1 protein-coding gene is annotated in these 1,105 nt (G+C 77.0%); it reads right to left on the reverse strand.

Going from position 1 to position 1,105, the window contains the following annotated elements; all coding sequences use genetic code 11:
• Positions 1-8: 8 nt before the first annotated feature.
• On the reverse strand, positions 9-1,105 hold a 1,097-nt coding region (locus OZN99_RS32210; protein WP_270939262.1), incomplete at its 5' end, for an ADP-ribosylglycohydrolase family protein.

A 1,105-nucleotide genomic window follows, 5' to 3' on the forward strand; every position in this document is an offset into this window, starting at 1 on the left:
GCGCGCGCTCATGCGGGGTCTCCGGCGAGGCGGCGCATCAGCAGCGCCTCCGCGAGGTCGGGGAGGTCGTCGGGCCAGTAGGTCGCTGGGCGCGGCTGGCGGGCGCCGAGGCTGCGCAGCGGGCGGCAGGCCAGCACCCGCATTACCCAGCGCCTGGGAAAGGCCGCGCGCCCGGCCGCCGCGCCGAGCAGCGCGCCGCAGATCGCCGCATTGGTGTCGGTGTCGCCGCCCGCGCCGACGGTGGCGACCAGCGCCGCCTCGGCGTCCGCTGTGTGCAGCAGGTGGAAGACGGCGTTGCGGAAGGCGACCAGCACCCAGCCCTGGCTGGACAGGAAATCCTCCACGCCACGGCCCGCCGCGGCGGCGTCGAGCGCGTCGCACACCGCCGCCTCGCCCGCCTCGGCGCGGGCGCAGGCCATCATCTCCGCCGGGGTGCCGCCGGCGATCCCGGTCCAGATCGCGGCGGCGAAGGCAGCGGAGGCGTCCTGGCAGACGGGATGCGGGTGGGAGAGGCGGGCGTCCATGCGCGCCACCTCCGCCGCCTCGGCGACCGAGCGTGCCCAGATGCCGGCCGGCGAGACGCGCATCAGCGCGCCGTTCGCCTGGCTCTCCGCGCTGGCTGCCGTCATTGCCGCCGCGGCCTTCCGGCCGTTGGGCGCGACGGCGGCGGCGCCGAGCCCCCGGCGCGTCGTGCTGCCGATGTCGAAGGGTCCACCGGCGACCCAGGCGGCGTAGTCCTCGGCAAGCCCTTCGATATCGAACGCGGCCGAAATGGCCAGGCGGCGCGCGAGCGCCAGCGCCAGTTCGCTGTCGTCGGTCGGTTGGCCGGCGAAGGTGTTCCAGGTGCCGCCATCGGCGAGGTCCCGCACGCCCAGCGGATAGCGCCGCGCGATGCGCGCGGGGTCCTCGAACTCCACCAGCGCGCCGAGGGCATCGCCGATCACCTGGCCCAGCAGGCATCCCACGGCGCGGTCCAGCGCGACACCCGCCTGCGGCCGTGGCCAGCCGAGCGTCACGCGCGGCGGGAGCGGACCCTCGCGCACCCCTGACCAGTCGCGCGCGGCGAGCGCTTCCGCCGCGCCCGGCGTGCCGCCGACGACGTCGC

The organism is Falsiroseomonas oryzae, from assembly GCF_027856955.1.
GTDB classification, from domain to species: domain Bacteria; phylum Pseudomonadota; class Alphaproteobacteria; order Acetobacterales; family Acetobacteraceae; genus Falsiroseomonas; species Falsiroseomonas oryzae.